At 37.1% G+C, this 23473-nt stretch carries 16 protein-coding genes; 1 reads left to right on the forward strand and 15 read right to left on the reverse strand.

The window, feature by feature from the left end; all coding sequences use genetic code 11:
- Positions 1 to 3: 3 nt before the first annotated feature.
- The 9 genes from RT261_RS08895 to RT261_RS08935 form a co-directional block, all read right to left on the reverse strand.
- Positions 4 to 126, reverse strand: coding sequence for an LDCC motif putative metal-binding protein (locus RT261_RS08895; RefSeq protein ID WP_313131921.1), 123 nt, complete (start codon positions 124 to 126; stop codon positions 4 to 6).
- A gap of 257 nt (positions 127 to 383) precedes the next feature.
- A complete protein-coding gene (locus tag RT261_RS08900) occupies positions 384 to 599 on the reverse strand; it encodes a heavy-metal-associated domain-containing protein (RefSeq protein ID WP_313131922.1) in 216 nt (71 codons plus the stop codon).
- Between the two features lie 89 nt (positions 600 to 688).
- On the reverse strand, positions 689 to 3136 hold the full coding sequence (locus RT261_RS08905; RefSeq protein WP_313131923.1) for a heavy metal translocating P-type ATPase: 2448 nt from the start codon (positions 3134 to 3136) through the stop codon (positions 689 to 691).
- 57 nt (positions 3137 to 3193) lie between these two features.
- The gene (locus tag RT261_RS08910; RefSeq protein WP_313131924.1) at positions 3194 to 3460 is read right to left on the reverse strand and encodes a metal-sensing transcriptional repressor; all 267 of its coding nucleotides are present in this window, start codon (positions 3458 to 3460) and stop codon (positions 3194 to 3196) included.
- A 207-nt stretch (positions 3461 to 3667) separates the two neighbouring features.
- Positions 3668 to 5023, reverse strand: a complete 1356-nt coding sequence (locus tag RT261_RS08915) for an urease accessory protein UreH domain-containing protein (RefSeq protein ID WP_313131925.1) — start codon at positions 5021 to 5023, stop codon at positions 3668 to 3670.
- Positions 5023 to 5652: a DUF2318 domain-containing protein gene (locus RT261_RS08920; RefSeq protein WP_313131926.1), complete on the reverse strand. Its 630-nt coding sequence runs from the start codon at positions 5650 to 5652 to the stop codon at positions 5023 to 5025. The genes RT261_RS08915 and RT261_RS08920 overlap by 1 nt, the downstream gene beginning before the upstream one ends.
- Positions 5653 to 5929: 277 nt before the next feature.
- Positions 5930 to 6532, reverse strand: a complete 603-nt coding sequence (gene mobA / locus RT261_RS08925; protein ID WP_313131927.1) for a molybdenum cofactor guanylyltransferase — start codon at positions 6530 to 6532, stop codon at positions 5930 to 5932.
- 13 nt (positions 6533 to 6545) lie between these two features.
- Positions 6546 to 9239, reverse strand: a complete 2694-nt coding sequence (fdhF, locus tag RT261_RS08930) for a formate dehydrogenase subunit alpha (protein WP_313131928.1) — start codon at positions 9237 to 9239, stop codon at positions 6546 to 6548.
- Between the two features lies 1 nt (position 9240).
- On the reverse strand, positions 9241 to 11085 hold the full coding sequence (locus RT261_RS08935) for an NAD(P)-binding protein (RefSeq protein WP_313131929.1): 1845 nt from the start codon (positions 11083 to 11085) through the stop codon (positions 9241 to 9243).
- Between the two features lie 276 nt (positions 11086 to 11361).
- On the opposite strand from RT261_RS08935, the gene cls reads away from it, so the two are divergent.
- Positions 11362 to 12897, forward strand: coding sequence for a cardiolipin synthase (cls, locus tag RT261_RS08940; RefSeq protein WP_313131930.1), 1536 nt, complete (start codon positions 11362 to 11364; stop codon positions 12895 to 12897).
- A 42-nt stretch (positions 12898 to 12939) separates the two neighbouring features.
- Here the strand turns inward: cls and RT261_RS08945 are convergent, their stop codons facing one another.
- From RT261_RS08945 to RT261_RS08970, 6 genes are all read right to left on the reverse strand, one after another.
- The gene (locus tag RT261_RS08945) at positions 12940 to 13740 is read right to left on the reverse strand and encodes a response regulator transcription factor (protein WP_313131931.1); all 801 of its coding nucleotides are present in this window, start codon (positions 13738 to 13740) and stop codon (positions 12940 to 12942) included.
- A gap of 59 nt (positions 13741 to 13799) precedes the next feature.
- A complete protein-coding gene (locus RT261_RS08950) occupies positions 13800 to 15137 on the reverse strand; it encodes an ABC transporter substrate-binding protein (RefSeq protein WP_313131932.1) in 1338 nt (445 codons plus the stop codon).
- 208 nt (positions 15138 to 15345) lie between these two features.
- A complete protein-coding gene (locus tag RT261_RS08955; RefSeq protein ID WP_313131934.1) occupies positions 15346 to 17280 on the reverse strand; it encodes a sensor histidine kinase in 1935 nt (644 codons plus the stop codon).
- A 169-nt stretch (positions 17281 to 17449) separates the two neighbouring features.
- Positions 17450 to 18862 carry a phosphoglucomutase/phosphomannomutase family protein gene (locus tag RT261_RS08960; RefSeq protein WP_313131935.1) on the reverse strand — a complete coding sequence of 471 codons (1413 nt, stop codon included), beginning with the start codon at positions 18860 to 18862 and terminating at the stop codon, positions 17450 to 17452.
- A gap of 88 nt (positions 18863 to 18950) precedes the next feature.
- Entirely contained in the window at positions 18951 to 21341 is a 2391-nt protein-coding gene (locus tag RT261_RS08965; RefSeq protein WP_313131936.1) for a GH36-type glycosyl hydrolase domain-containing protein, read from the reverse strand.
- 205 nt (positions 21342 to 21546) lie between these two features.
- A complete protein-coding gene (locus RT261_RS08970; RefSeq protein WP_313131937.1) occupies positions 21547 to 23442 on the reverse strand; it encodes a TRAP transporter permease in 1896 nt (631 codons plus the stop codon).
- Between the last annotated feature and the right edge of the window lie 31 nt (positions 23443 to 23473).

The raw sequence follows: 23473 nt of genomic DNA on the forward strand, positions 1-23473 counted from the left end.
GGATTACCCCTTCTTGGATTTATTCAATTTACAGCAATCCATTCTTTCTTTTCCATAGAGCTGTTCATTTTCTTTCGCCATATCTTGAAAATATTTATCGATTGCCTGTTTTATTCTTTTAAACATAATTTTCCCCTTTCTTAAACTGCCATAGAACTATAAACTATCCTTGCAAAGATATAATTAAAGCTGAAACATAACACCATAAACTTTCTTTAAGAAATTAAAAAACACTGCTTTGCCATTCTAAGCGTGTACCTGAAACAGAATCGTGAAAATTAAGCCAATCAAAACTTTATAATTTCCAATTCAATCTCGTAAAACTTTACTTAGAATGACAAAACAGTAAGAATGACACCGGGGCAATGCCCACATCTACTTTTTTACATGTTTTCTATATTTACAACTTCATATCCAGCATCATCTACTGCAAATTTAATATCCTCATCCTTTACTTCTTCGGATGCTTCTAAAACAGCAGATTTTCCTTCTAAATTAACCTCTACACTTGTAACTCCATTTAGTTCACTTAATGCTTCCTTTACGTGGCTGACGCAATGCTGACAGCTCATTCCTTCAATTGCTATTTTCTTTGTCATAGTAATGTCCTCCTGATTTTAAATTATATAACTATTTAGTGCATCTATATGAACCCTTAATAAAAGGATTTATTTTTACTGGTTTAAATTTATTTTATCGGTTTAAAATTCTTTAATCTTAATGCGTTAGTGAGTACGGATACGGAACTAAGGCTCATGGCTGCTGCTGCAATCATAGGATTTAATAGCGGTCCTCCAAAGAGATGAAGAACACCCATCGCAACTGGAATTCCTAATGTATTATATCCAAACGCCCAGAATAGATTCTGTTTGATGTTTCGTATGGTGCTCTTAGAAAGCTGAATGGCAGTTGGAACATCCATTAAATCACTTCTCATTAATACAATATCTGCAGATTCCATAGCAACATCGGTGCCGGAACCGATTGCAATACCGATATCTGCCTGTGCTAAAGCAGGAGCATCATTAATACCGTCACCAACCATAGCAACCTTCTTGCCTTCTGCCTGAAGTTTTTTCACTTCGTTTGCTTTATCCTGTGGTAATACTTCCGCTAATATTCTGTCAATACCTACTTGTTTTGCAATTGCTTCTGCAGTTCTCCTGTTATCACCGGTAATCATGGCAACTTCAATTCCCATCTGGTGGAGTCTGCCAATTGCCTTCTTACTGTTTTCTTTTACCGTATCTGCAACTGCTACGATTCCAGCTATTTTTTCATCAATTGCAATATACATAGGTGTTTTACCTTCTGAAGCAAGTTTATCAGAGATTTCCTCCAAGCTTTCTAAGGATATATTTCTATCCTGCATTAGTTTTATATTACCAAGAAGAAGTTTTTTAGTTTCTACTGTAACTTCAATTCCTAATCCAGGAATTGCTTTAAAAGCATCCAATTTCTTAAAGGTAAGGCCCTTCTCTTCTGCACCTTTTACAATGGCTTCACCAAGGGGATGTTCCGAACCTTTTTCAGCAGAAGCTGCTAATTGTAATAAATCATCTTTAGTAATGCCATTTGTCACCACTACATCAGTTACCTTAGGTTTACCCTCTGTAATAGTACCTGTTTTGTCGAATACGATTGTTTGTATCTTATGTGCTGTTTCTAAGGCAACACCGCTTTTAATTAATACTCCATGTTCTGCGCCTTTACCGGTACCTACCATGATAGCCGTTGGTGTAGCAAGACCTAAAGCACATGGGCAGGCTATAACAAGAACAGATATAAATATAGTAATTGCAAATATTGCTGATTCGCCGCCAAAGAAATACCAAGCCAAACCGGATATTACAGCTAATGTGATAACAATTGGAACAAAGTATCCGGATATAATATCCGCCATTTTAGCAATAGGGGCTTTGGAGCCCTGAGCATCTTCTACCAGTTGAATGATTTGTGCAAGTGCGGTATCTTTACCGACTTTAGTTGCTTTATATTTGATGGAACCATTTTTATTAATACTTGCGCCTATGATTTTATCACCAACATTTTTTTCAACGGGAATACTTTCACCGGTTAACATGGATTCATCAACGGAAGTCATGCCTTCGATTACTTCACCGTCTACCGGCATCTTTTCACCTGGTTTTACGACGATAATGTCTCCTGCTTCCACTTCATCAATAGGCATCTCAACTTCTACTCCATTTCTGATGATAATGGCTGTTTTAGGCTGAAGTCCCATAAGTTTCTTAATAGCTTCTGAGGTTTTGCCTTTTGACACCGCTTCCAAATATTTACCCAGTGTAATTAAAGTAATAATAACACCTGCGGATTCAAAGTATAAATCCATTGCATAGTGACTTTCTCCTCCCAGTATTTTGTAGGTAGCAAATATACCATAAAGGATAGCGGCGGAAGTACCGATTGCGATCAGGGAATCCATATTGGGGCTTCCTCTGAATAAGGATTTAAATCCAACTCTGTAATATTTGTTGCCTGCAATAACAACCGGAATTGTTAATGCTAATTGCACTAAAGCAAAGGTTACAGGATGCATATCCGGATGTAGGAATCCAGGAAGGGGAAGACCTACCATATGACCCATGGCTATATAAAGCAATGGCACAGTAAATATGGCAGATACAATAAATTTCTTCCATAATGTCTTTATCTCTTTTTCTTTTCTTTCCTTATCTGCGTCTACTGAAGTTTCTTCTTCTATCAGCTTATACCCTGCCTTCTCAACAGCCTTTTTTATATCTGACATTCTGAGTTTAGAAGAGTCATAACTGATGGTTAGTTTCTCAGTGGCATAGTTAACATTGGATTCTTCTACACCCTCCAGTTTTCTTGTAACCCTTTCAATGTTCTTAGCACAGGATGCACAAGTCATTCCCTGTACTTTTAATGTCTTGGCAGCATTATCGTTTAATGCCTTATAGCCTGCTTTATCAATTGCTCCCTGAATATCTTCAACAGTAACTTTAGCTTCATCAAAGCTGATACTTAACTTTTCTGTTGCTAAATTAACGCTTGACTCTGTAACACCCTGCAGTTTTTTCGTTGCTCTTTCAACTGCCTTTGCGCAAGAAGCACAGGTCATTCCTTCTATTTTTAATGTTTTACTTGCCAAATCTTTTCCCTCCTTTATAGTTCTATATCAGGCAATGAATCACTACCTGACTTTATATTACTTACCTATTACTTTTGATAAAAGGTCTATTACTTCGTCTATCTTCTCACTTCCTTTGTCATGTTCAAAAGCTTCCATAACACAGTGATTCATATGCTGCTTTATAATCAATAGATTCGCTTTCTTTAAAAGAGATTGGGTAGCTACGATCTGATTGGATACATCTACACAGTAGCGCTCTTCTTCAAGCATCTTTATTGTTGCTTCAATTTGACCCTTTGCGATCTTTAAAGTTTTTAAGGCATTCTCTTTTTCGCCATTCATTCTTTCACCTCATCCCATACCCCCTGGGTGGGGGTGTCTTTGATGATTTCATATTACACCTATTGTATTTGTATGTCAAGTGCTTTTATTAATAAAATTTATCAACTACTGTATCGCTTGATTACTTTCCCTTGTTGGAACCTACAAGTGGAAGCTCACCTGATGTGAATCAGAAATTCACTTCAAGTGAGCCAATTATACAAAAATTTATTCTACCACTGTTATGGTGCTTCGTATCATACCCATCCAACAGCTATAGCCTATCTGGCCAGCTTCCGTAGGAGTAAATTCGATTAGATTCTCTCCTTCATGAAGTTTTATTTCAAGACCGTACTTTGGTATAATAAATTCATTATTACATCCATTAATTTTGCCTTTTTCTGCTTGAATTATCCACTTAACCGGAATACCTTTTTTTACGGTTATCTGAGGATATGTACCAAAATCCAGAGGAGTGATTATGGTTTGAACACCGTCTTTTATCTGTGAAGCTGCAGCCTCACCACCGCTATTTTGAAACGGTAATGCCACACCGGATAATGCCAGCCCGTTGCTTAACATTCCAATTCCTAAAACAACAACTAAAACAGCACAAATGGACATCATTTTATCCGTGAATTTCTTATTTAGTTTACTGCTTAATGCTCCTAGTCCAAACATAAGAGGAACGGTTCCTAAACTGAACAGGAACATGGATAATGCGCCATAGAAAAAGCTTCCGGTGGATAGTGCAAATAATTGCATACTTTGCAATGGCCCGCAGGGCATAAGTCCATTTAAAAGTCCGATATAAAAGGAGGAATGACTTTCTTCCTTCTTCTTACCTATTTTTCTTCCAAGGAATTTTGGCATCTTAATAGTAAATCTTCTTAAAGAAGGAAATACATTCATCATGTTAAGTCCCATTATCATCATGAATACACCTGCAAATATTGCTACTGCACCACGAAATCCGCCCCCAAGACTAATAACGGAACCCAATGCACCTACAATACCGCCTATTACAGTATACGAAATGATACGCCCCATATTATACAGGAGGTTAGGGTATATGGCAGATGCACCTTTTTTAGATGCATTTGCACTTTGGGCTAAATTAATACCGCCACACATGGCTATACAATGCAAGGAGGTTAGTAAACCGATAACAAACATCATGCCAAATCCCATGTTGCTTTGAATCCTAGGGAAAAAATTTGTAAAGTTTAATAGTCCCAAACGTTTTAAAATAATGTAACCACCAATTAGTATAATTAATATATAAAGAGATTGAGATTGCGAATTATGGGATATTTTTTCTATTTCTGCTTTACTTTCTTTTGCATCTTTATTTCCTTTTACAACTTTGTTTTCCTCTACCACCTTGTAACCCAGCTTATTAATTATGTTCTTAATTTCATCCAAACTTACAGCTTCACTGTCATAGGTGAAAGATACTTTTCCTTTGCTATAACTGGCATTTATATTCTCCATGCCAGTTAGCTTCGATAGCCCATTCTCAATTGTCAGCTCACAGTGGGCACAGCTCATACCCGAAATAGTTAAACTTTTATTTTCTTTCATTAAAATTTCTTCCAGTTTGCAAATCTTTCAGCATTATCTTTTATCAGTTTTAAAGGTATGGTAATTTCTGTGTCTGTCTGTGTTTTTTCATCTGCCATAATTGGAACCGGATTACATCCTCCACGTTCTTGTTCAATCATTTCCGCGCTATAGATGTTACCGCAGTTCTGGCATTGGAATTTATCTCCCTGTTGAGTGAAAAAGGCATAGGGGCTCCCGTTACAGATCTGACAGGTATCGAATGCGGTTCGTATTGTTCCGTCAGAAGCTTTTAGAGCAAAGAGTCCCATTGTAGTTCCTTCTACGTCCATGGTATAAAAAGTAGCTGTTTCTGAGATGTCTGCTGTTTGAATGACTACATCTCCATCTTCGTTAAAAACTGCCGGAATCGCATTCTCACTGGAGACAACGGTGGAATCTGCCAAGTCGGAAGTGTCAGCTGAAGTATTGGAAGTATCTGATGAATTAGAGGCATTCGTTGAATTAGGTGCATTATCGGGAAGTATAGTTTTCTTTTCAGGAACTAAAAGTACAATGGCAATAGCCACCACACCTACCGCTATTGCTGCTATTAACAGCGGATTTGTATTTTTTTTCTTAGGCTGATTGGTTTTCTTATTATTAGACATGGTAAGTTTCCTTTCTTTCATTAATACATTTTAGTAAAGTATATCTTTGTTTTATGGAGATTTTATGGAGATGAAATATAATAAAGAAATATTAATTCATGAAGTATAAGCAGCAGGCTTTACTTATTTGCAATTTCGTCTTTATGTAAACTAACAAGCAAAACCATCTCTTACTATGGGGTAATAGAGATGGCTTTGTTTTTAGAAAGAAAACTATTATTTTTTAATACGTAATTTGCACAGATTATAGATTATATAAGAATTACCTTTTGCTTTTCTAATTTATGTCTATGATTTTTTTATATTCCTCCTGTGTATTAATATTGGTTATAATCTGTTTTGTATATCCTAAATCTTCAATATCTATATACTTGGTATATACCCGTTCATACAATATCCTTAGTTTATGCTCCTCCCTTTCCCTCATTTGTTCTATGTAGGGTAAAGCCTTTCTGGCATATAAACTGCATAAGGGCTCCAGCATATTATCAGCACATAAGACAATACAGTATGGCATTTCTCCCTTCCCATTCTTTAGCAGTTCAGGATTATCCAAACAACTACAGAACTTATTTAAGAAAATTCTATTAACATATGGCATATCTGCAGCCAGTATTAGAGCAAATTCTGTATCCGCTTTTTTTAGAATCTGATAAACCCCTTCTAAAGGCCCGAATCCCTCTTTTTCATCCCGTACTAATTCATAACCAATATTTTTATAGGCTTCTAAATCATTGACTGAAAGAATGATCTTGGAGAAATCTTTACATTCTTTTGCAATGCTTTCTATAAAGGAGGTTTGTTTAAATGGGAGAAATGCTTTATTTGTTCCCATACGAGTACTTTTTCCACCTGCAAGAATTCCTACACTTATCTCCATATTTATTCCCCATCTACATCTTCTCAATTTTTATTGCACACACCTTATACTCCGGTATTCGGGCATATTCATCCAAAGCAGCATTGGTTAACCAGTTTGCATTACCATCTTGAAAATGAAATGGCATCCAGCTTTCCCCCTGAGATACTTTTACACCAACTCTTGCTGTAGATTCAATTATGCCCCTGCGGGAGGATACTTTTACCCTGTCTCCATTTTGAATGCCCAATTTTAATGCATCCTGTTCATTCATTTCAATAAAGGACTTTCCTTCTATTTCATTTAATCCCGGAGTTCTGCTGGTCATGGCTCTCCCATTATAGTGTGCTAAGATACGTCCCGTCATCATAATAATTGGATATTCATCATCTGGTAATTCTGCGGATGGCCTGTATTCTGCCGGGAAAAACCAACCCAGACCCCTTGAGAACTTTCCAACATGCATAATAGGAGTACCTGAATGACTTTTTCCGGTACAGGGCCACTGCAAGCTCTCTCCTGCATCCAGCCTTTCATGACTGATGCCTGCAAAACTTGGAGTTATGGAAGCAATTTCCTCCATAATTTCAGATGCTGTTAAATAAGGCTGACAATATCCCATCCGGTTCATTAAATCCATAAATATGTCCCCGTCCAAACGCATCTCACCTTCTAAGGTTACTGCCTTGCGAACCCTTTGTACTCTTCTCTCTGTATTGGTGAAGGTCCCTTCTTTTTCTGCGTAGCTGACACCGGGAAGTACCACATCTGCATACTTGGCAGTTTCCGTCATAAATAATTCCTGTACTACTAAGAAGTCAAGGCTTTCCAACGCTTTTATTACATGATGAGTATCGGGGTCGGAAACAACCGGGTCTTCTCCAAAGATATAAAGTCCCTTGATTCTACCTTCCACTGCTGCCGGAAATACATCCGTTGCATGGGTTCCCTGCTTGTGATTTAAAGGAACTCCCCAGGCTCTTTCGAATTTTTCCATTACTTCCGGATTCTTAACCTTTTGATATCCCGGGAAATCTCCCGGCATAGCACCCATATCACAGGCACCCTGTACGTTGTTTTGCCCACGTAGAGGATTAACACCACAACCTGGTTTTCCCAGTTTGCCCACCGCCATAGCTAAATTGGAAATGGACATAACACCTTCTGTACCTGTGGAGTGTTCCGTTACCCCTAAACAATATATAATTGGCGCTTTCTTTGCTGCAGCGTACATTCTTGCTGCTTCTCTCAATTGTTCCGGATGGATATGACAAATTTCTGCTACTCTTTCCGGTGTATAATCTTTTACTAATTCAGCAAGAACCTCATAACCTTCCGTACGTTCTTTAATGAATTCTTTATCTTCTAATCCTTCAGACAAAATTACATGTAACATACCATTTGCAAATGCCACATTGGTCCCCGGTTTTAATTTCAAATGAATGTCTGCTTGTTTTGACAAACCAATATCACGGGGATCTACTACAATAAGCCTTGCGCCCTCTGCAACTGCCTTACGAATCTGCATACCCACAACAGGATGGGCTTCCTCTGGATTGGAGCCAATAAGTAAGATGCAATCCACATCCTGAGTAATATCATGAATAGGGTTAGTCATAGCACCGGAACCTAGAGTCATAGCAAGACCGGCTACAGATGCGGAATGGCATACACGGGCACAATTATCCACATTATTGGTACCAAAACAGGTTCTTACCATCTTTTGCATCATGTAAATATCTTCATTCGGGGAACGTGAACATGCAAAGCCAGCTAAGGAATCTGGACCATATTGTTTCTTTAATTCCATGAATTTGGATGCAACTAGGTCCAAAGCTTCCTCCCAGGTCGCCCTTTGGAATTCACCAGTTTTTTTATTTTTTATTAATGGATATCTTAATCTCTCCTTGGAATGTATAAAATCAAAGGAGCCGGAACGTCCTTTTACACATAATCTTCCTCTGTTGGCAGGACCATTAGCCCCTTCCACATCAACGATTTTATTGTCTTTTACCACTAGATAAAATTGACATCCTGTACCGCAATGAGGGCAGGTGGTTAAAACCTTACTTACTTCCCAGGGCTGGTACTTCTTTCTTCTTCTCTCTGTTAATGCTCCGGTAGGACAGGCCTGTGCACAATTGCCACAGGATTCGCAGATCGTATTCTTCCAGTCCTCTCCAAAAGGTGCATCAATAACGGTGAACATTCCATTTTTTCCAGAGGTTATGGCTTCTCTTCCTACTGTTTTAGAACAGGTATTAATACACCTTTGACAATGGATGCAAAGACTTGGATCGTAGGATAGAAAGGGATGGGAACGACGAATTTCCTTTTTGATTTTACTTCTGCTGCCTTCGTAAGAAGTTTTTTCTATTCCATATTCTTTACAGTAACTTTGCAGACCACAATCTCCATTCTTAGGGCAGGAAAAGCAATTGGTTCTATGATTGGATAAAATCAAATCTAAGGTCATTTTTCTTGACTTTATTACTTTTTTACTTCTTGTATGAACTACCATGCCTTCTCTTACAGGGGTATTACAGGAAGTAATTAATTGTTCCATTCCCTCTACTTCTACTACACAAAGTCTGCAAGAACCTACATTACTGACTTCTTCCAGATAGCATAAGGTAGGTATCTTAATTCCTGCCAAAGCCGCAGATTCCAAAAGGGTGCTCCCCTCCTTAGCCTGAATATTCTTCCCGTCTATTACTATATTCACCATGTTAGTCTCTGCCTCCTTCCAGTACACCACATCCATAATGATCACACCGTAAACATCTGGATACTTCCTGCATGGCTTCCTCATAAGACATTTCATTCTCTACATGTAGAAAATCATGTTTACGAATACTTGGCTTTCTTTCTGTTATATTTACACGTCCCGTTGGAATTCGGATATTGGGATTTGCATCCGGCACCTTAATTCCAAGATTCATTTTATGGTGATAGCCCAAGTATTCATCAATACTAAAGGCTGCAACTTTACCTGCCGCAACTGCCTTTATAACAGTGGAAGGACCGGTAACACAGTCTCCTCCTGAGAACACTCCTTCTACTTCTTTTACAGCACCTTCTGGTGTAGTAATAAAGCACTTACGTTCTGTGGGCATTCCCAAGCCTTGAAAAGGTTCACTTATAATATCCTGGCCAACTGCTATTAATATTACATCGCATGGAATTCGTTCCGGTTCTTTCTTAGCATCTACAGGGCGGGGCCGTCCTTCCTTATCATATGTTCCAATCCTTTGAGGCTGTGTCCAAAGAGCTGTACAATTGCCGTTCTTATCAGCCTCTATCTTAAGAGGTGCCTGTAAAGTAGTTAATTCAACACCTTCCATAACAGCACCTTCTATTTCACTGGCTAAAGCAGTCATATCCTCCTGCCGTCTTCGATATACTACGGTAACTTCTGCTGCTTTACAGCGAAGGGCACTTCTGGCACAGTCCATTGCCACATTTCCCCCTCCAATTACCACTACCCTTTTGCCGGAATAATCCGGATAATTTCCATAACCAATTTCTCGAAGCATATCCACTGCTGATGTTACATTACCACAATTGGCTCCTTTTATTCTCAGGTTCTTTCCGGTTTGGGCACCAATAGCAACGTATAGGGCATCGTATTCTTTATTGATATCTTCTATGGAAATGCCTCTTCCTACAGGGCTATTATAGATTACATCAATATTACCGGCGGATAGTATAGCCTTTATATCTTCATCCAAACGTTCTTTGGGAAATCTATAATTGGGTATTCCATACCTTAACATTCCCCCAAGTTTTTCATTCTCTTCAAATATCACTGCTTTATGCCCCATAAGTGATAAGAAATATGCTGCGGTTAGTCCACTTGGACCGCCTCCCACAACAGCAACCTTTTTACCTGTTATTACATTACTTTGGGGTAAAGGTACGGTATCTGCCGCCACCTGGTCTACAGCAAATTTCTTTAGACCTCGTATATTTAGGGGACTGTCAATGAGGCTTCGTCTGCATCGTTCTTCGCAGGGATGTTCACAAATCATGGCACAGGCAGTGGGAAATGGATTATCTTTACGAATTAGATGGATAGCTCCTGCATAATCCTTTTCACCAATCAGGGCAATGTAGCCGGGTATATCTACATGGGCCGGACATAGAGCTACACAAGGCAGCTTCTGTTCTGTTCCTTTTTGGCAGCTGTTATCCTCTATATGACTTACATACTCGTCATAAAATACTTCCATACCCTCCAGCATATCTCCTGCAGTCTCATAACCGATAGCACAATCAGAATTATCCCTAATATACTCTGCTAAATTTTTCATTTCCTCCAAAGTATCTTTTGTTCCTTCTCCGTCTAAAACCAGTTGCAATAATTCTTCCAGCCGGGGCAGCCCATCACGGCAGGGAACACATTTACCACAGGTCTGGTTTTTTGATGTATGTAGTAATGACATTTGTACTATTAAAGGACAAACTCCTATTGGATATGCCTCTAACTTACGTCTGAACTTTTCTAAGATCTCATCTATTTGTTTCTTGGAACTACCTTGTTCCAATGTGTATCCAGCCATCTTTACACCCATTGTACCTTCCTCCTTCGCATCATAACATGCATTTGTTTTTATTATACAAATAGGAATATGAGATTGCAACGAATGATATTTTTTTCACAAGTTTGATAACGAAAAATATAGCTTTATTGTGTATAATGACTATATGCTTCTCTTATAAGAATCGCTCCTTATTTTATTACCCAGTTGAAACAGCGTATTTTTGTTAAAATTATGCTAATACTATAATTTAGTAATTCTATCAAAACCTAAACTTTAGGATATAAGCCGGAATGGAGTGAAGCAATTTTGAAAAAAATAAAATTTATATTCAGTAAAGTACTGATTCCTTTTATCGCAATTTCAATGCAAGTGTTTCTTTTCTTTGTAATGCTTATTAAATACAACCAATATTTTTCGTTATATTATATAGTCAATTTCATTATCAGTCTTGCTGCTATGCTTTGGATTATGAATAAGCGTATGAATCCGGCATTTGTAATTGCCTGGTTAGTTACTATTTTCCTCTTTCCTATCTTTGGAATATTGATTTATATTCTTTACGGTGGAAAACTAACCGGTAAAAGAATGCAGACAAAACTAAATTCCATATATTCTAAGATGCACTCTGATCTCTCACAGGGAAATGATACGATCCTTTCAGAGTTAAAAGAGATAGACAGCCAGGCTTACCGTCAGGCAAATTATATTAAGAATAAGTCTATGTGTCCCATATATAAAAATAGTTCCTGCACTTATTATCCTTCCGGTGAGGCTTCTTATAATGACATTATAAATACCTTAAAATCAGCCAAAGAATTCATTTTTATAGAATTCTTTATTATAAAAGAAGGGGTATTTTGGAATAACATACTGGATATTCTTATTCAAAAGGCAAAGGAGGGGGTAGATGTACGAATTATATATGATGAAGTAGGCTCTCTATTTACGCTGCCAGCTCATTATGATAAAGAATTAAGATCCCTGGGGATAAAATGTCATGTTTTTAATTCCTCCAGCTCACTTTTTTCTACAGAGAGTACTAATAGAGACCACCGTAAAATAATATTAGTTGATGGCGAAGCAGCCTTCACCGGAGGGTTTAATCTTTCTGATGAATATATAAATGTTATTACTAAATATGGTTATTGGAAGGATTCTGTTATTCGTGCAAAAGGTGATGCGGTTTGGAATTTCACTGTTATGTTCTTATCTACCTGGGATTATTTAGATGACACAACAGAGGATGCTTCCAAATTCCACAAAATTACTCCTCTTTCCATAGAGGATAATCCTGCCGGATTCGTTCAACCCTATGACGATACTCCTCTGGATTACGAAGGAGTAGGAGAAACCGTATATCTTAATCTTATTAATAAAGCCACAGATTATATCTATATTACGGCTCCTTACCTTATAATAGACAGCGAGATGGTAACCGCCTTGCGTAATGCCGCTAAAAGCGGTGTAGATGTTCGAATTATTACTCCTTATATTCCGGATAAAAAGTTAGTTTTTATGATGACTTGCTCTTTCTACCCTGTGCTTATGGAAGCCGGAGTTAAAATCTATGAATTTACCCCAGGCTTTATTCATGCCAAAAACATTATAGTAGATGATATCTACGGTGTTGTAGGTACTATTAATTTAGATTACCGCAGTTTATATCTTCATTATGAATGTGGAGTATGGATGTATAAATCAGACTGTATTATGGATATGAAAACGGACTTTCTTAAGGCTATAGAAGAAAGTAAACTTATTTATTACGAGAAAAGTAAATATAAGAACTGTTTTAAACGCTTTGCAAGTTCTATTCTAAGAATATTTGCACCCCTTTTTTAATCGAAAGCGGCGGCTTTGAAATATATCAAAACCGCCGTTTTGTTAACCTTTTTTATAAGAAGTTTTTTTAATATCAGAACTTTCCAAAATCGTATTACGGTATTCATTTGCAGATATGCCCATCTTTTTCTTGAATATTCTTGAAAAATGGGTCAGATCTACAAAACCTACTTTTTCAGATATATCTCCGATTCTAAGAGACGGATCCCGCAGCAATTCTATAGCTTCCCGGATTCTAATATTATTTAAAATCTCAGAGAAATTCTGTCCCAGGTTCCGGTTCAAAAGTTTACTTAAATGCCATTGGCTGACATATGTTTTTTCAGCCACCTCAGATAATGTAATCTTGTGAGCATAATTCTGTTCTATGTATTTAATTGCGTTATTGACAATAAAATTATTTGCCTCGCTATCTAATCGGGTATTTTGGGTACCCTCATTATCCTCACTATCTGGTAAGATATTATGTGATTTCAGGCTATTAACCATGGTCTTAATTGCTTCTTCAATCTCCTCCATAGAAGAAGGCTTTAACAAAAACCTGGATACACCCAGATTAATTGCCTGCCTTGCATATTCAAATTTGCGATATCCTGTCAGAATACTTATTTCCAGATTCGAAAATTCGGATTTTATACCTGCTATCATGGTTAACCCATCCATGTCTGGCATTGCAATATCCGTGATAACAATGTGGGGCTTGTATTTGCGAATAACTTCCCCTCCTTCATTGCCATCATTGGCAGTTGCCACAACCGTACAATTATATTGTTCCCATGAAATCATACGGGATATTCCTTCCACAATAATCGGTTCATCATCAATAATTACAACTTTATACATACACCATCCCTCAATTATTTTAAACTGTTAACTAGCTCCCATCCTTTTACTGTATAAATTTATTTTTTACTATTAACTCTTAATACTTCTTCTATCAAATCCGCAGGAGTTCTAGCTCCGGTCGAGACATCTACAATACCAGCAACTAATGTATTATAAGCCTCTTGCGAGATTCTTGCATCAGTTGCAGCAGAAATACTGGTTGCTGCACTACTGAAATTCAATCCGGAAATACCAAGTGGTGTCATATCCCCAGGAGGTTCAACCTTTACGGCAGCCCGACCGTTTCCATTCCAATATTTTTGCACGGCCTCACTACCGGTATGCATCGTAACAAATTTTACTGCTGCATCTCTCTTATCAGGATCGTTCCATGCCTTTTTAGTAATATAGAATCCTGATGATATACCCGCTACCAAAGCTCCTGGTTTTGCTTTTCCGCCAGGAATAGTTGGGAAGGATACTAACACTGTATTATCCTGATCCGGAATTCCACCAGCATACCACGAACCCTCAAGCTGCATGGCTGCTTGCTTATTCTTAAATAATTCACGTGCAAAGTCATTATCAATAGCGTCTGTATCTGCGGGAAATGCCCCTAAATCTCTTAATGTCTTAAACATTTCCAAACCTTTAATCCAATCCTCAGGAACACTTTCCGGCACGGTAGCATAGCCTTCCGGACCTGCTGCAGAAAGTATTAAGTACTCGATCCAATAATGAGGAACATTATTTAAAGATACAGCAATTGGAATAACATTATTCTCTTTAAAGGTTTCGATTGCTTTCAACATCTTATTCCAATCTGTTGGAAGTTCAAGATTATATTTATCAAATAAGTCTTTGTTACAGAATAAACCTTCCCAGAAACCAGTAGTTGGTACTGCTCTTCGTACACCATCCGGGTTAGTTGCTCCTTCTAACGCATCTGGAAGAGTATCTTTTGCATAGTCAGGATATACTGCTTTGATTTCATCGATGGTAACGAATTTATCAGCAGCAAGAACATCAGAAGCATTGGCATCCGTAAAGAATAGTATAACATCCGGTTCATTACCTACAGCAAAATCTGCTGCTATTCTTGTCTTCCAATCCTGATCGGAAACCTGTGAATCATCTTCTATTGTTATATAAGGATATTCATTCATGAATTTCTTATTAAATTCCTGATAATTAGGAGCATTCGTATCTGTTCCACCATAAAAGGAAGCCGTTCTTAAAGTTACCGGATTGGGTTTATCGCTTTCCGTTTTTGTTTCCAGTTTACTTTCATTTTCCTTTGTTTCTTGTTTATTCTCTACTGTTTCTTCTACTTTTATTTTTTTACAGGAAGCTAAAAGAGACATCATAAAAACTACCGTTAGTACAAGATAAACCAGTCTTTTTGATTTCCTCATAAAAATCCCCCTTACTATTATTATACAAATATAAGTGATAAAAATCTTTAGTTCAACTTGATATTTTTTGTATATTCTTGCTGACTTTAATTTTATATGCATTTTTTACTTTGTATATATTGTAATTTTTTTATTCATTATTAATTTATTTTTATACTTTTCAGATAGGATAACTGGATATAATATTCCAGGATAAGGTAAAACCAGCTTAGTTTTCAACGAAAGGTATGGTTATAGTTGATGCCGTTTCTCCTTCTCCCACCGGTTCTATACTAAGTCCATATTCTTCACCGTAAATGAGTTTAATCCTTTCATTTACGTTCTGAATTCCAAGGGATTCATGATTTGGTTTTTCACCTGGGTTCTGGTTTCTCATTCCATTCAATAAATATTCTACTTTTTCTATGTCTTCTTCCGTCATTTCTTTACCAGTATTTATAATCTGTAAAATAACATGGTTATTTTCTTTATCCTGATAAATCTTAATCTGGATAGTTCCGCTTTTTACAGTTTCAACACCGTGAACCACTGCATTCTCAATTAAAGGTTGTAGTATCAGCTGAGGAACTTTAATCTGTAATAAGTTTTCATCCACTTCCTTTTCCACTTTCAACCTCTTGCCAAAACGCATGGATACAATATAAAGGTAAGCCTCCACGCATCTTAATTCTTCTGCCAGATTGATCATCTTCCTGTTGGAACGATCCATGGAGTAATTAAGAAGTGTTCCCAGGGCTTCTATCATCTTTGATACCGTAACATCTCCTGCCATTCTCGCCTGCCAGTTCATCATCTCCAAAGTATTATTTAGAAAATGGGGATTAATCTGGGACTGTAATGCCTTGATTTTTGCATCCCTTCTAGCTATTTTTTCATTATAGGCATAGTCAAATAAATACTTTATCTCCGAAGACATATGATTAAAGGCATCCTGCAACACATCAAACTCCAGATTAGGCATGATATTACTTTCAATCTGCATACCGATTCCGCCCTGTTCGATTTTGTTTGCCGCTTCAATCATTCTGCTCATTGGTTTTGTGATATGATGGGCAATAAAATATATCATATAAATAAATATGGGAATAATGATTAACATAATAAAAAGCATAATGGTATAAAGATTATATATTTCCGAGAAGATTACATTCTTATTAGCAATAAGAGCTGCTCCAAAGTGAAAATCATCGTATTTCTGCTGATATAATAATCCAACAAATGGATTGTCATTTTCTTGAAGAACTTTTCTGTTTATTTTTGGAGAATATATATTTGATAACTTATCCAGGATACCTGCCCTGCTATCCTCCTTAAGCCCCTTATTGTAGGATATCATAGAGTTTGTATCATTAACAAAAAAGCCCATTTCATAGTCTTTATTTAAGTTGATTCCATCAATAAGCTTATTCTTATTCAACTCAAGGACCAGTGTACCAAACTTTGTGTATTTGGTAGTTGTATATAAATTACGAATAATATAAATCTTTCCGTCAATAACGCGGACATGGGCATCGGAAGTGTCCTGACTTGTTATGGCATGGGCAGCTTCAGCCACATTTTCTTTATAAGTATTTTCTACATTTTCTCTTGAAGTATAATAAATTTTATCAGGTTCATCGCTTAGATAGAATACAGACATTACAAACCGATTATCTATGTAAAATCTGCTTTTTAAATTGCCTGTTATCTGACGGTATAAGTCTGATTTCTTTATATTTCCTGCCTTATATTCTTTCCATGCGTTTTCAATAACCTTTTCGTAGGAAATTTTTTTGGATATGCCAATTGCCTCATCTATTTTTTGAGCACTGAAATAAGTAAAATTCTTCAAGTTCTCTTCCATTATGGTAATGGTTTTTTCAATTATGTTGTTACGATAGGAAATGGTCATAAACATATACATAATTAAGACGGGCAGCATCCATATAATTACAACAAAAAAGAGCAGTCTTCTTCGTAAGGATACCCTTTTCTTTACACTTTTTATTTTGCCATTCATCTCTTCATTATCTTTCATAGCTGCACTTTCACTTTTTGCCGCATCCTTTATTTCTTTTCTTATACTTTCTTTATGTTCCTCCAATAGCATATTTCCACCCCTAAACGTAATATGTAAGATTATAAAAAGAGGCTGCTGAATCATAAGGATCGTCTATATGAGAACTCTTAAAGCTACAGCAGCCTTCTATGGTTTTCTTTATTTTACCATATTTTTATGAAATTTTCTATGTACTTATACAATAATCTTAATAATTTTTTTAAATTATTTGACGAAGGTTAAAATATAGGAAAGGGACACATGTATATTCCTTTTAAATCTTAAGGAATTCTTCAAATATATTACACACCTGTTTTGCTTCATCATCTTCAGGCATTTCACAAAACATTCTAAGAAGCGGTTCTGTGCCGGAGAACCGGATTACAATCCACCCTCCATTGCTAAAGTATATCTTACAGCCATCTAAGTAGGAAATCTTTGATATTTCAAATGGAATATCCGGAATCAGCTTATCAATTAACAGGATTTGATAAATTTCCTCCTTCTTTTCTTCATCAAAATGGTAATCCTTTTCTTCCATGTAATATCGTCCGTATTCCGCTTCGATATCTTTTACTATCTCAGAGAGCTTTTTACCTACAACAGCGATCATTTCAACTAAAAGCATAGCTGCATAAACACCGTCTTTTCCTTTAATATGGCCGCGAACTGTAAGTCCCCCTGAGGACTCTCCTCCGATTACCGCATTGGTTTCATTCATTTTAGCTGAAATATGTTTAAATCCAACCGGAACTTCATATCCTTTTTCTCCAAAGCTTTCCGCAACCTTATCAAGCAGATGGGTAGTGGCAATATTTCTTACCACTGCTCCATGCCAGCCTTTATATTTTACAAGATAATAATAAAGGAGTACTAAAATATCATTGGGATGAAGAAATTTACCTGTATCATCAATTACTCCAATTCGGTCTGCATCTCCGTCTGTTGCTATTCCAATATCGCAGTGATAGTCCATTACATAATTTTGCAAACTTTTTAGAGTACTGGCGGAAGGCGAGGGAAGCTTTCCGCCAAACAGGGTGTCATGTCTGTCATGGATGGTAGCAACATCACACCTGGCCGTCAGCAAAATTGTTTTTAAGGAGGTTTCACTGACACCATACATAGGATCCAATGCAATTCTAAGTCCTTTATTTCTGATAGCCTGCATATCAATTTTCTTAATAATACTGTCAATGTATTCATTTAATGGATTTATTTCATAAATCAGTCCGGCATTCAAAGCTTTATCATAATGCATGGCACTTACATTTTCATCATCAGTATCAGAAAGATAATTTTCTATCTCTTTTGTCTGAAATTCATCTGCATCCCTGCCACCGGAAGTAAATACTTTGATTCCATTATAAATTGCCGGATTGTGGCTTGCCGTTACCATCATTCCGTAAGGCATTTCATATTTCATAACATAATACATAATTAATGGAGTTGGTGAGGACCGGTTAATCAGATACGCCTTAATATCTTCTGCGGCAAATACCTCTCCTGCCCATTTCATAGCTTCTTTAGAAAGGAATCTTCTATCATACCCAAGGACAATTCCCTTGTCTGTAACTCCTTCATCTTTCATTTTCATTGCAATACCTTTGGAAAGCTTTTGAATATTTGCTTTTGTAAAATCTTCTCCAATTACTGCTCTCCAACCACCGGTACCAAACTTTATCATCGTAATAGCCTCCTCTAGCAGTCATATGCATATATCCGCTTATGGCAGATCATTCTGTCATTTTCTTTATATTTATATTGATTAAGTATTAACCCATAATTACAAGAATCTGACTTATACTGTCTTGCTTCTGTGCGGGTATCTTATCAATTTTTTTCCCATTTAATCGGATTTCTTTTACACCTTTCATAACACCTTCCGGATTTTTGACAGTGATATAGTACTGTGCCCCTCTCCATTCACGGCGTATACGAAATTCTTTCCAATCCGATGGAATACAAGGATCAATCAATAAATAGTCAAACTCCGGACGGATTCCAAGAATATAGCGGGTAGCCGAAAAGTATGCCCAACCTGCTGTTCCAGTCATAAATGGATGTCTTGCACGTCCAAAAGCAGTGTGATCCCTGCCCACAATAAACTGACAATAGGAATAAGGTTCTGCTTCCCGGATTTCTATGTTGTCGTTTTGATTATAAGGGCATAAGGCATTATAATACTTCATCGCCTTGTCACCTCGCCCTAACATACATTCTGCAGCCCATGCCCATGGATTGGGATGGCTGAATATTGCTCCGTTCTCCTTCAGTCCCGGATAAACCCTTGTGACAAATCCAATATCCTCATCCGGCACGGTATAGGAAGGGCCGTTTAACATAATTCCATAAGGTGTATATAAGTAATGGTCTACACTGTCCATTGCTTTACTTCCTCTATCCTTAGATGCTAAACCGGACAGTACTGCCCATGTATTGGATTCCAAATGGATTCTTCCTTCTTTATCCTCATCTGTTCCAATCTTTTTCCCGTTCTTTGTAATACCTCTGATATACCATTCCTTATCCCAAAGTACTTGTTCACAAACTTCCTTCACTTTGGAACGTATCTCTTTATACTTTGCAGCATCTTCTGTCTTGTTTTGATATTCTGCAATTTCAATAAAGTTATCCAGTGCCCAGTATAATAAGAAGGAAACCATAGCACTTTCGCCGCCTCCAAGATTAAGACAATCATTCCAGTCTGCCCGCAGTCCCTTACAGATACCGTTCTCTCCTATCTGCTCATTAGAGAAATCCAGTATTCTGGTCATATGCTCATAAACAGAGCCACTGCCGCCGTCTGCATAAGTAATTTCTTCATCCAGGAAAGATATTTCACCGGTTTCTTTTACATATTCCGTGATTGCGCTAACCAGCCACAGGGCATCATCGGAACATGCATCTTCTATGCCATGGATAATATCGGCATTATTAGGAGAAGGAACAACCGTTGGTGATTTAAATGGTTTTGTCTCTGTATCCGGTTCAAACCATTCCGGCTGGAATAAATGCAATCCATAACCTTTGGATACTAATGCACGTAATAATTCCACTATCCTCTGCTTACATTTTTCAGGATTGGAGTGAGGAATTGTCATTGCATCCTGAGAAGTATCCCTGAAACCTAATCCGGTTCTTCCACCAACTTCAATAAAAGAAGCAAATCTGGAAAACATAACATTGATTTCTGCCTGATATATATTCCATATATTAATTAATGTGTTCATACCTTCATTTGGGGTATGAATAATTAATTTATCTAATTTTCTATTCCAAAAGTCTGCCATTTGCTTATAAGCCGCGTCTATCTTACTGAAATCCGAATATTTTTCTCTGATTCTCTTACCTTCCGCCCGGTTACCTTCTCCTAACATAAAGACCAAGCGAACTTCTTCTCCCGGGTGGATAATTAATTTTTTATGTAAGGAACCACAGTGATTACTTCCCTTTTCAAAGCTGCCCCCTAAGGTACCTTTTTCTACTGCAATAGGATTGTTTTCACTTCGATAAAGTCCGATAAATTTATCTCTTAGGCAGTCAAAACCATCGGGAGCAAAATTCGCAGTAAAATACTGATATCCAAACTCTTCATAGAATAGGTCATGTTCTATAATTCCATTTTCATAAGAGGAACCTGCTGCATAATTACTCATTTGAAAGTTCTGATTATCCATGGCAATATGGTGATAGGAGAATTCACAATAGGAGAAAACACTTAACTCTCTGGTAACGTCACCTGTATTTTGTATTTTTACATCCCACAGCTCTACCGGATCATTTATTGGTATAAATAATGTTTGTTCTGCTTTAATATCATTGTATTCGCATAAATACTTTGTATAAGACAAGCCATGTCTACATTGATACTTGGCTTTATCCAAAGGTTTTCCCACAGGCTGCCAGGATACGCTCCAATAGTCACCGGAATTATCATCCCTTAAATAAACATAATGTCCCGGTCTGTCCATTGGTACGCTGTTGGCACGGAAACGGGTAATCCGATGATATTCCGGTGATTTATAAAATACATACCCCCCGGCAGTATGGTTAACCACTGCACACATATCCTTTACTCCTAAGTAATTTGTCCATGAAGTTGGCAAATCCACTTTTTCTACTACATACTCTTTATTATCATTGTCAAAATAGCCGTATTTCATAATTGCTGCACCCCCTGAATAATAAGAATTCATTATATAATAAGATACTTTAATTATATCTGAGAATAGCTTTTATACCATTGCTAGGAATGTCAATATTTGATTTATATTGCTATTCTGCAAAGTAAAAAAAGGATCTTTTGCTCCATAGCTTATATAACCATTTGCAAAAGATCCTTTTATGTATCTAAATCATTCTATTTTTTTAATTATTCTGCTGCAACATGCTTTCTTTTTCTCTCTTGACAACTTTAATTTCAAAATATAATACTACTATGCTAACAGCCAATCCAATAATATTAGCATAGACAGGTTTTGGCATAATCAAAAGTATTGAGCAAGGTAATAATATGATTCTGCTTATAATTGATAAATTAACTTTAAACCAGCCACCCAGGGCAATAGAAAGTATAATACAGCCGATTAGTGCCGTAATTAAAGCAAATGCAATATCACCTGCGGTTCCAATTAATAAGAGTTCCGGTGAAAAACAAAATATAAATGGTATAATAAATCCTGCAGCTGCAAGCTTCATGGCCGCTAATCCGGTTTCCCACAAGCCTGATCCCGCTATACCGGCCGCTGCAAAAGTAGATAAAGCAACGGGAGGTGTAATGGTTGAAAGGGCTCCAAAGTATAGGATAAATAAATGTGCTCCCATCTGTGGCACTCCCATATTAACAATGGCCGGAGCAACTAATATTGCAAGTATCATATATGCAGCAGAGGTTGGAAGACCCATTCCAAGAAGTAAACTGGTTAACATGGCAAGAATTAAAGCAACAATTAATCTTCCATCTGCAATACTCATAATAATTCCGCTTATTTTAAGCCCAAGACCGGTCATGTTAATGATTCCCATAACAATGCCTGCTAACATACAGGCTGCTGCAATTGGTCCAATGCCATCTGCTGCTTCTTTTAAAGCTTGTAAAAATCGTTTCAGGTTCATATTCTCACGATTTTTAATAAATCCAATTACGATTGACATAAGAATTGCGTAAAATGCTGATTTCTGAGCACTGTATCCAAGAATAAGCATGGACATAAGTACAATTAGAGGTACCAGATACAGCCATCCTTCTTTCATTACCTTACCAGCTTTTAATCGGTCTTCCTTGGGAGTTACCGGTATATTCTGTTTATTGGCTTCCACATATACTGACATAGAAAGTGTTACATAATATAATGCTGCCGTGGGTAATGCTGCCAAAGCAATTTTTCCATACTCAATTCCTGTCATTTCTGCCATAAGGAACGCCACTGCTCCCATAACCGGAGGCATAATCTGCCCGCCATTAGAAGCCACTGCTTCAATTGCACCTGCCATAGCCGGTTTAAATCCTACTTTTTTCATCAATGGTATGGTAAAGGTTCCTGTGGTCACAACATTAGCAGCACCAGAGCCATTGATGGTTCCCATTAACATACTAGAGTAAACTGCTGCCTGTGCAGGGCCACCTCTAACTTTACCGGTTAATGAAAATGCTATATTTACAAAGAATTCACCAGCACCAGTCATATCCAGTATGGCTCCGAACAAAACAAACAAGAAGATAAATTGTGCGGATACATATAATGTCTGTCCATACAGTCCATCAGAAGATGTATATAAGTATGGAGCGATTCTTTCAATAGAAAATTTTACTGTCCTGAATATTCCTGGTAAATTAGAGCCAAATAATGCATATATAACAAATAATATTGATATTACCGGTAAAATCTTTCCTATGGCACGGCGTGAAATTTCCAGAGCCACTACAATACTTATAATGGATAAATATATCTCAAACTTTGAATACACCCCTGCAGTTAGAATGAATTTTTCCTGAATTACTAATTGATAATAAGACAAAAATATATTAATAATAATCAGTGCATAGTCAATTAGAAATCCGCCTTTAAACTTTAAGGGATGTCTGATAATAATATAGGATCCAACTAATCCCCAGTGAATAGCAGATTGTGCATAAGCTGGCATAATTCCAAAGGACGCGGTATACATATGATACAGAGCAAGGGATATTGTGATCAACAATGCAATGGTATCAGCTATTTTTAGTAAGGTACTTTTTGGAGATGCACTATCAACTGTCGCCATTTCTGATTCCTCCAATCTTATAGTTTACTTC

The sequence above is a fragment of the Anaerocolumna sp. genome, assembly GCF_032079385.1.
Taxonomy (GTDB): Bacteria; Bacillota; Clostridia; order Lachnospirales; family Lachnospiraceae; genus Anaerocolumna.